General features: G+C 71.6%; 11 protein-coding genes. 7 read left to right on the forward strand and 4 right to left on the reverse strand.

The features are described 5' to 3' along the window. Positions 1-234: 234 nt before the first annotated feature. The 3 genes from GT045_RS31135 to GT045_RS31145 form a co-directional block, all read right to left on the reverse strand. Positions 235-522, reverse strand: coding sequence for a DUF1416 domain-containing protein (locus GT045_RS31135; RefSeq protein ID WP_004986406.1), 288 nt, complete (start codon positions 520-522; stop codon positions 235-237). A gap of 54 nt (positions 523-576) precedes the next feature. Further along, on the reverse strand, positions 577-1,422 hold the full coding sequence (locus GT045_RS31140) for a sulfurtransferase (protein WP_161297677.1): 846 nt from the start codon (positions 1,420-1,422) through the stop codon (positions 577-579). Between the two features lie 449 nt (positions 1,423-1,871). Further along, complete coding sequence (locus GT045_RS31145) at positions 1,872-2,615, reverse strand: DUF2993 domain-containing protein (RefSeq protein WP_161297676.1); 744 nt, start codon at positions 2,613-2,615, stop codon at positions 1,872-1,874. 131 nt (positions 2,616-2,746) lie between these two features. Here GT045_RS31145 and GT045_RS31150 point away from each other — a divergent pair, with 131 nt between their 5' ends. Beyond that, the gene (locus tag GT045_RS31150; protein WP_161297675.1) at positions 2,747-3,010 is read left to right on the forward strand and encodes a DUF3099 domain-containing protein; all 264 of its coding nucleotides are present in this window, start codon (positions 2,747-2,749) and stop codon (positions 3,008-3,010) included. A gap of 35 nt (positions 3,011-3,045) precedes the next feature. Here GT045_RS31150 and GT045_RS31155 read toward each other — a convergent pair whose 3' ends face one another. Continuing rightward, on the reverse strand, positions 3,046-3,408 hold the full coding sequence (locus GT045_RS31155) for a DsrE family protein (protein WP_161336224.1): 363 nt from the start codon (positions 3,406-3,408) through the stop codon (positions 3,046-3,048). A gap of 111 nt (positions 3,409-3,519) precedes the next feature. On the opposite strand from GT045_RS31155, the gene GT045_RS31160 reads away from it, so the two are divergent. From GT045_RS31160 to GT045_RS31185, 6 genes are all read left to right on the forward strand, one after another. After that, positions 3,520-4,350, forward strand: coding sequence for a hypothetical protein (locus GT045_RS31160; RefSeq protein WP_345942809.1), 831 nt, complete (start codon positions 3,520-3,522; stop codon positions 4,348-4,350). After that, positions 4,347-5,177: a hypothetical protein gene (locus GT045_RS31165; RefSeq protein ID WP_161336225.1), complete on the forward strand. Its 831-nt coding sequence runs from the start codon at positions 4,347-4,349 to the stop codon at positions 5,175-5,177. Before GT045_RS31160 ends, GT045_RS31165 begins: the two co-directional genes overlap by 4 nt. After that, positions 5,174-6,037: a hypothetical protein gene (locus GT045_RS31170; RefSeq protein ID WP_161336226.1), complete on the forward strand. Its 864-nt coding sequence runs from the start codon at positions 5,174-5,176 to the stop codon at positions 6,035-6,037. Before GT045_RS31165 ends, GT045_RS31170 begins: the two co-directional genes overlap by 4 nt. A gap of 210 nt (positions 6,038-6,247) precedes the next feature. Then, positions 6,248-6,823 carry an FABP family protein gene (locus GT045_RS31175; protein WP_161336227.1) on the forward strand — a complete coding sequence of 192 codons (576 nt, stop codon included), beginning with the start codon at positions 6,248-6,250 and terminating at the stop codon, positions 6,821-6,823. Between the two features lie 16 nt (positions 6,824-6,839). Next, positions 6,840-7,277, forward strand: coding sequence for a transcriptional repressor (locus GT045_RS31180; RefSeq protein WP_161295718.1), 438 nt, complete (start codon positions 6,840-6,842; stop codon positions 7,275-7,277). Positions 7,278-7,286: 9 nt separating this feature from the next. Beyond that, on the forward strand, positions 7,287-8,252 hold the full coding sequence (locus GT045_RS31185) for a folate-binding protein YgfZ (protein WP_161295716.1): 966 nt from the start codon (positions 7,287-7,289) through the stop codon (positions 8,250-8,252). Positions 8,253-8,310: the final 58 nt, after the last annotated feature.

The raw sequence follows: 8,310 nt of genomic DNA on the forward strand, positions 1-8,310 counted from the left end.
GCCCCGGCGCGGTCCGCGTCCCGTGCGCCGCTCCCGGCGCCGGCGGGACGGGGCGGCCCTGAGCGGGATGCTCATCGCCCTCTGTGTCGGCGCGCTGCTCGCGGCGGTCGTGCTCGCGGGCGCCCGGGGGCGCTGCTGACGGGCCCGGCGGACAGCCGAAGGGCCGCATCCCCACTGGCGTCCAACCCAGGGGATACGGCCCTCCAGCTCGTCACCGAGCCCTTTTCGGCCCGCTCAGACCGCGATCGCGACCTCGGCGAGCCCGCCCTGCTGGGCGACCACCGTGCGGTCCGCGGTGCCGCCCGGCACCAGGGCGCGGACGGTCCACGTGCCTTCGGCCGCGTAGAAACGGAACTGGCCGGTCGCGGAGGTGGGGACCTCCGCCGTGAACTCGCCGGTCGAGTCCAGGAGACGGACGTAGCCCGTCACCGGCTCGCCGTCGCGGGTCACCTGACCCTGGATCGTGGTCTCACCGGGCTTGATCGTCGAGGCGTCCGGGCCGCCGGCCTTCGCTCCGCACATGCTGTTTCTCCAGAGGGGTCTGACCGGGAGGTCGGTCGGGATGGGTTGCGGGACTTACTTGTTGGCGCCGAGCTCGATCGGCACGCCGACGAGGGAGCCGTACTCGGTCCAGGAGCCGTCGTAGTTCTTGACGTTCTCCACGCCGAGCAGCTCGTGCAGCACGAACCAGGTCAGGGCCGAGCGCTCACCGATGCGGCAGTAGGCGATCGTGTCCTTGGCGAGGTCGACGCTCTCCTCGGCGTAGAGGGCCTTCAGCTCCTCGTCCGACTTGAAGGTGCCGTCGTCGTTGGCGTTCTTCGACCACGGGATGTTGCGGGCGGACGGGACGTGGCCCGGACGCTGCGACTGCTCCTGCGGGAGGTGGGCCGGGGCGAGCAGCTTGCCGGAGAACTCGTCGGGCGAACGGACGTCGACCAGGTTCTGCGAGCCGATCGCGGCGACGACGTCGTCACGGAAGGCGCGGATCGAGGTGTCCTGCGCCTTGGCCTTGTAGTCGGTCGCGGCGCGCTCGGGCACCTCGCTGCCGTCGACCAGCTCGCGGGCGTCCAGCTCCCACTTCTTGCGGCCGCCGTCCAGGAGCTTGACGTTCTCGTGGCCGTACAGCTTGAAGTACCAGTAGGCGTAGGAGGCGAACCAGTTGTTGTTGCCGCCGTAGAGGACCACCAGGGTGTCGTTGGCGATGCCCTTCTTCGACAGGAGCTTCTCGAAGCCCTCCTGGTCGATGAAGTCACGGCGGACCGGGTCCTGGAGGTCCTTGGTCCAGTCGATACGGATCGCGTTCTTGATGTGGTTCTTCTCGTAGGCGGACGTGTCCTCGTCCACCTCGACGATGGCGATGGCCGGGTCGTCCAGGTGCTGCTCCAGCCAGTCGGCGTCGACCAGGACGTCGGTGCGGCTCATGCTCTTCTCCTCCGGGGCAGTTACGGCGGGGCGTGCGAGTGGCGAAAGGGGGCGCGCTCGCTGCGCGAGCGGCGCACGGGTGCCCTGAGGGCAGGGCTGGGTGAGGCGCGCAGGCGCGGGGCTTGCGCTCAGAAGGGGCGACAGAGCATGGCGGCGACGCGGCACAGGTCAACTGCCCGCCGCTTCGTGAGAACCGCCTGTCCCCGCGGCTGGAGGACGCTCGTCGAATACCGCATGGGCCCGATCGTAGGGACGTACGGGCGGGCGTGTCACCGCCGTGTCATATGGCGAGATTCATTCGTCCGAATGGCGGGATGAAAAAAGCGTCCGGAGGGTCCTCGCGGGACCTCCGGACGCTCGGGGGCGTCGAACATCTGCGGTGCGGACAGGGGCGTCTCGCCAGTCGGACAGCCGCCGTTCCGGCGCCGTCCCGCACGTGTTCCCGGTGCCTACCCCGCCAGCCGGACGTCCGAACCCTTGACGCTGATCTCCACGCCGTCCGGCGCGGCCTGCACCTTGTCCAGCTTGATGCCGCCGGGCAGCTGGTCGATGGCCTGCTGGAAGTCGGTGATCGCGCGGACGCGGTCCTCGGCGACCGCGGCGGCGCCCAGCTCGGGCAGCGAGTCCGCGTGGACCTCGACCTTGTTGTTCACCACGCGCACCGAGCTGAGCACGGACACGGTCTGGTCGATCGGCAGGGGACCGAGCGTGCCGGTCACCTTGGCGGCCACCTTGATCTTGCCGTTGCCGCCGTCGGACAGGGCGACGACCCTGGCCGTCAGGCCGGGGACGACCTCGGTCGGCTCGGGCTTCGCGGTCTTCAGCAGCTCGGCGTAGGAGACCGTCGCGGTGCCGGTCGCGGTGGCCGCGGTGGCGGAGCTGTAGTCGCCGGAGAACTCGACGCCCTTCATGTCGGCCTTCAGGTCGTCGACCCGGATGGTCTGGCCGGCCTTGCCGGTGGCCGCGTCGTAGCTCTTGATGCCGACCTCGACGTCGTCCAGGGAACCGCCCGCGACCTGGGTGAGGAAGGGGAAGCCCTTGATGTCCACGTCCGGGGCCGAGGACAGGTTCTCGTTCGCCTTCAGCTTGTCGGCGGCCTCGCCCTCCGCGAAGTGCACCGCGACCCGGTCCACGACGACGAACAGCGCGCCCAGGATCACGACGACGATGAGGAGTATTCGCAGGCCTCGCATGTGGTGGTTCCCCCGGGTCGGTGACGGATGCGGAAAGTCCGGAACGGATACGCCACGGTAACCCCGCGGCGCCCGCGGTGAGGACTTTGTGGATCAGTTGTGACAGGGGCCGCCGGACCTACTCTGGAACCATGTACGCCCGGCGACGGCACCTCTACTTCGCCATGATGGGGACCTGCATCGGTCTGTTCGTCCTGGCCTGGGCGGTCGTGCGCATCTGGTCCGTCCCCGCCGCCGTGGGCCTGTGTGTCGTGGCGATGGTCATCCCGCCGGTCGCCGCGATGGTCGCCAACCGGCGGGGGCCGGAGGACCGCTGGTGGGACGACCCCTCCGGTGATCCGCAGTCGGACGACTGGTGGGACGAGCTGGACGGCAAGAAGCGTCCGCCCCGCTAGCCGCCGGGCCCGTGCCCCGGACCCGCCGGCCGGGATCAGTAGACGAGCGCCTGCGTCCCGTCGCCGAGTGCCTCCTGGACGAAGACCTGGGCGCCCGCGATCCGGACCCCCTCGATGACGTCCTTCTCCGTGATCTCCCGGCGGGCGGCGCACTGCGTGCACAGCGTGATCCGGCCGGCGGCGAGGATCGACTCGATCAGGTCGGGCAGCGGCGCGGCGTGCGGCAGCTCGAACTCGGCGGCCCGCCCGGGCAGCGCGAACCAGGACGACTCCCCGGTCAGCCACAGCGAGACCTCCACCCCGCTGGCCACCGCCACCGCCGCCACCGTGAACGCCTGCGAGCAGCGCTCGGGGGCGTCCGCCCCTGCCGTCACCTTGATCACGAGCTTCTTCGCCATGACCGAATCGTAATCCGCTTGCCCACAACTCCATGCACATGACATCAGTCTCCTGTGCGGGCGTGACCCGGGAAGCCGTGCTTCCCGATCCGTGGAAGGAGACCTGTGGACGTGTCGGAGAGAGCCGAGCCGGAGCCGGCCGGACCGGTGCCCGGCGGACCGCCGGCGGCGCCGGCCCCGCCGGTGGCGGACGGATCCCCGGGCGGGCCGGCGGACACCGGGCACCCGGAGCCGCGGCGCGCACGGAGGGGCCGTACGCCCCTGCTCGTGGCGGGCGCGGCCGTGCTCGGCCTGATCGCCGGCACCTGCGCCGGCTACCTCGTCCAGGCCGGCCGCGGCCCCACCCCGCTGCCCCCGCTGTCACAGCCGGACCTGGCCCGGGGCACGGGGAAGCCGCCCGAGCCGCTGTCCGCCGCTCAGGACCACCGGGTCAGGACCGACGGCGACCTGCGCAGGCTCCTGCTGCCGAAGCCCGCCGACGCGCGCGCGGACGATCTCGCGCCCGGCACGGACGGCTGGCTGGACCTCACCCAGCTGGCGGAGACGTACAACCAGCCGGCGCGCGGCTACGGCTGGCAGCTCAGCAGGGAGTTCCGGCGCGCCGCCGTGACCGCCTGGCGCGAGAACGGCACCCGCACGGTCCGGATCCGGCTGCTCCAGTACCGGCAGGAAGAGGTGCTCGGCGCGTCCGACGCGGCCGAGGACGCCTACTACTGGGCCGCGATCGGCGACGACACCGACAGCTGGCCGGTCCCGGGCACCGGCGACGGCATGGCATACGTGCACACCGCGCCCGAGCACGACTTCGACGCGAAGGTGTACAGCGCGGAGGCGCACGCGTGGCGCGGGGACATCGCCATGCAGATCTATGTCTACGACACCGAGCCGGTCGCGAAGAAGACCATCCTCGGTCTCGCCGAGCGGCAGATGGAGCGGCTGTGACGACCGGGAACACCGAACACGACGTCCAGGCCCCGCAGACCGGACCGGTGCCTGCGGGGGTGTCCGGACCCTCCGCGGCCCGCCCCCGCCGCCGTGCCGGTCTCGTGGCCGGTGGCACGGCGCTGCTGCTCGCCGTCGCCGGGGCCGTCGGCTGGACCGCGGTGGCCGTGCACGGCGCCGACCGCGACCCCGGCGCGGCCACCTGGCGGCTGCCCGCGGCCACCGCGGACGAGCCGGCCGGGGTGAAGGACACCGGCCTGAGCGCCATGCTGCTGCCCTACGGCAAGGACCGGTACGGGCGCGGCCCGGACTCGGCCGCGTTCGGCTCCGACGTCGAGCTGAGCGGCCGGCAGGCCACGGCCCTGCGCAAGCGGGCCCTGGCGGAGGTGCCACGCTCCCGGCGGCGGCTGCTGGAGCGCCAGATCGACCGGAACCCCGTCAAGGGCATGGCGCTGCGCAGCTACCTGAGCAGCCCCGCCCCGGACGCCTCGGAGGCGTCCACCGGCGGGGTGTTCACGATCGAGATCGTGCTCACGCGCATGGACCGCGACACCGCGCGCTCCACGAGCGCCTACCAGCGGATGTTCCTGAACGCCATGAAGGGCCTGCGCAAGGGGCCGGCCGTCGCGGGGCACGAGGACACCGTGTGCTTCCTGCCGCCGGCCGACCGGACCGAACGGCTCGACCAGATGGTGTGCTCCGGGTACGTCGGAGACGTCCTGGTCACCACCAGCGCGAACGCGGCCAAGCCGCTGGACAGGGAGGGCGTGGCGGAGATGGTCGCCGCGCAGCTCGACCGCATCGAGGACCCGGGGAAGGCCGTATGACCGAGCAGACACAGGCGGAGCGACCGGTCCAGGAGACCGCGGTGCCCGCCCCGCCGCCCCTCCCGCCCGGGCCGCCGCCCGTCGCCGCCCCGGAGAAGGACCGCACGGTGCTGCGGGCGGCGCTGCGCTGGACCGCGGCCGCGGTCGTCTTCGCCGTGGCCGGGGCCGGGACGGCGTACGGGATCACCCGGATGGACCGGACGGACCTCCCGGGCCTGGCCACCGCCTCCGACGGGCGCTGGGACTACCCCGAGCTGGTCAGGCCGCCGGTGCCGGCCGGCAGCCCGGGTCCGCTCGCGGACGCCAACCGGTCCGGGACCCACTACGCCGACCTGCGCGCCCTGGTGCTGCCCGCGCCCAGGGGCGCCGAGACCGACCCGGCGCTGCGCGGCACGGACGGCTGGCTGGCGACGAAGGACTTCCTCGCCCAGTACCCGGACGCCTACGACCGCCGTGATCTGGGCCGCCGGCTCACCGACCACGGCCTGCGGCACATCGCGGCCCGCGGCTGGACCGCCCCGGACGGCACCCGGACCCGGATCCAGTTGCTCCAGTTCGACACCGCGGCCGTCGCCGACGAAGTGATGGACACCGGCCTCGCGGACTCCGCCGTGCCCACCTACAAGGTGCGCGGTGCCGACGACAGCATCCTGGACGACACGTTCCCGGAGCGGGCCCGGATCGACGGGATCAGGCTCGTCCCGTACACGGAGGCCGAGCCGTACGGCGCCGAGCAGGTACGGCAGGCCTACCTCGCGGCCGGGGACACCGTCGCGGTGATCACGCTGTCCCGCGCGGGGGGTGTGGGCGCCGTGCCGTTCCGGCAGACCGTCACCCTGCAGAGCGAGCTGCTCGCCTGAGCCGACCTCGTCGGGAGGGCCGGGCCGGGGCCGCGTAAGCTGGGCTGCGGCTCTGTCGTATGCCCACCCCCGCTCAAGGAGCACCCGTGGAGATCTTCTTCGAAACCCTGCTGGTCCTGGTCTGCGTCGGCGTGCTCGCCTTCGCGTACCTGACCGTGAAGAAGCTGTACCAGGGCCAGCGCTGACCCCCATCCAGGAAAGCTTCCGCTCATGATCGAGATCCCGTCCGACCTGCACAAGGACCTCGTCCCGCTCGCCTTCATGCTCGGCAAATGGGCCGGCGCGGGCGTGTTCGACTTCCCCGGCTCGGAGAAGTGCAACTTCGGGCAGGAGGTCACCTTCAGCCACGACGGCCGGGACTTCCTGGAGTACCACTCCCACACCTGGGTGCTGGACAAGGACGGCAACAAGGTCCGCCCGCTGGAGTCGGAGTCCGGCTTCTGGCGGATCGACGCCGACCGCAAGGTCGAGGTCACGATGACCCGGGACGACGGTGTCATCGAGATCTGGTACGGCGAGATGGCCGACAAGAAGCCGCAGATCGACCTGGCGACGGACGCCGTCGCCCGCACCGCCGCCTCGCAGCCCTACAGCGGCGGCAAGCGGCTGTACGGGTACGTGAAGAGCGACCTGATGTGGGTCGGTGAGAAGCAGACCCCCGAGGTCCCGCTGCGCCCCTACATGTCGGCCCAGCTGAAGAAGGTCGTCACCCCGGAGGACGTCGAGCGCTGGGCCAAGGCCCTCCCGGACGACATGCCGGATGACGGCATCGCCTTCTTCAAGTAGTCCTAGACTCGTCGGTGTGGTGAGCACCGACTGGAAGAGCGACCTCAGGCAGCGCGGCTACCGGCTGACGCCGCAGCGACAGCTTGTCCTCGAAGCCGTCGACACCCTCGAGCACGCGACCCCCGACGACATCCTCGTGGAAGTGAGGAAGACGGCGTCGGGGGTCAACATCTCCACCGTCTACCGGACGCTGGAGCTGCTGGAGGAACTGGGCCTGGTCAGCCACGCCCACCTCGGGCACGGTGCGCCCACCTATCACCTCGCCGACCGCCACCACCATCTGCACCTGGTCTGCCGGGACTGCGAGGACGTCATCGAGGCGGACGTGGAAGTGGCCGCGGACTTCACGGCCAAGCTGCGGGAACAGTTCGGGTTCGACACCGACATGAAGCATTTCGCGATCTTCGGCCGGTGCCGGGACTGCTCGCTGAAGGGTTCAAGTACCACGTCGTAGGCTTGCGGTATGAAGAGCCCCCTGCTGTCCCTGCCCGGCGCCGTCCCAGCCGAGGGCGTGGACGAAGGTGTCGCCGCCCATTACGGCGACCTGTTCCGTGAGCAGCGCGCACTCGCCGACGGCGCCGGCTTCGTCGACCTCTCGCACCGCGGTGTCGTCACCGTCACCGGCGAGGACCGGCTGAGCTGGCTGCACCTGCTGCTCACCCAGCACGTCAGCGAACTGCCCGCCGGACAGGCCACCGAGGCCCTGATCCTCTCCGCGCACGGGCACATCGAGCACGCGCTGTACCTCGTGGACGACGGCACGACCGTCTGGGCCCACGTGGAGCCCGGCACCCAGGAGGCGCTGATCGCCTACCTGGAGTCGATGAAGTTCTTCTACCGGGTGGAGGTGGCCGACAGGACCGCCGAGTACGCGGTCGTCCACCTGCCCGCAGGGTCCATCGCCGAGGTGCCGGAGGGCGCCGTCGTCCGCGAGACCGCGTACGGCCGTGACCTGTTCCTGCCGCGCGCCGGCCTGGAGTCCTTCGCCGCGAGCCACGGCCCCGCGGCCGGGTTGCTCGCGCACGAGGCGCTGCGGGTGGAGCAGCACCGCCCCCGCCTCGGCTTCGAGACCGACCACCGCACGATCCCGCACGAGCTGGGCTGGATCGGCTCGGCCGTGCACCTGCAGAAGGGCTGCTACCGGGGGCAGGAGACGGTCGCCCGCGTCCAGAACCTGGGCAAGCCGCCGCGTCGGCTGGTCTTCCTGCACCTTGACGGCAGCGACGTCCATCTGCCGGGGGCGGGCACCGAGATCCGGCTCGCGGACGAGGGGCCGGAGGGCCGCAAGATCGGCTTCGTGACGACGTCGGTACGTCATCACGAGCTGGGGCCGGTGGCCCTGGCGCTGGTCAAGCGGAACGTGCCGCTCGATGCGAGGCTCCTGGCCGGAGAGACGGCGGCGGCGCAGGAGGTCGTGGTCGAGCCGTAGCGGCTTCGCCGCGGGGGCCGCTGTCCGGTGTGCCGTGTGCCGTGTGCCGTGTGCCGTG

The sequence above is a fragment of the Streptomyces sp. SID486 genome, assembly GCF_009865385.1.
GTDB lineage: Bacteria > Actinomycetota > Actinomycetes > Streptomycetales > Streptomycetaceae > Streptomyces.

Coding starts and splice junctions, on each gene's coding strand:
- GT045_RS31175 (WP_161336227.1), top strand. CDS start 6,248: ATGATCGAGATCCCGTCCGACCTGCACAAGGACCTCGTCCCGCTCGCC.
- GT045_RS31155 (WP_161336224.1), bottom strand. CDS start 3,408: ATGGCGAAGAAGCTCGTGATCAAGGTGACGGCAGGGGCGGACGCCCCC.
- GT045_RS31150 (WP_161297675.1), top strand. CDS start 2,747: ATGTACGCCCGGCGACGGCACCTCTACTTCGCCATGATGGGGACCTGC.
- GT045_RS31170 (WP_161336226.1), top strand. CDS start 5,174: ATGACCGAGCAGACACAGGCGGAGCGACCGGTCCAGGAGACCGCGGTG.
- GT045_RS31185 (WP_161295716.1), top strand. CDS start 7,287: ATGAAGAGCCCCCTGCTGTCCCTGCCCGGCGCCGTCCCAGCCGAGGGC.
- GT045_RS31145 (WP_161297676.1), bottom strand. CDS start 2,615: ATGCGAGGCCTGCGAATACTCCTCATCGTCGTCGTGATCCTGGGCGCG.
- GT045_RS31140 (WP_161297677.1), bottom strand. CDS start 1,422: ATGAGCCGCACCGACGTCCTGGTCGACGCCGACTGGCTGGAGCAGCAC.
- GT045_RS31135 (WP_004986406.1), bottom strand. CDS start 522: ATGTGCGGAGCGAAGGCCGGCGGCCCGGACGCCTCGACGATCAAGCCC.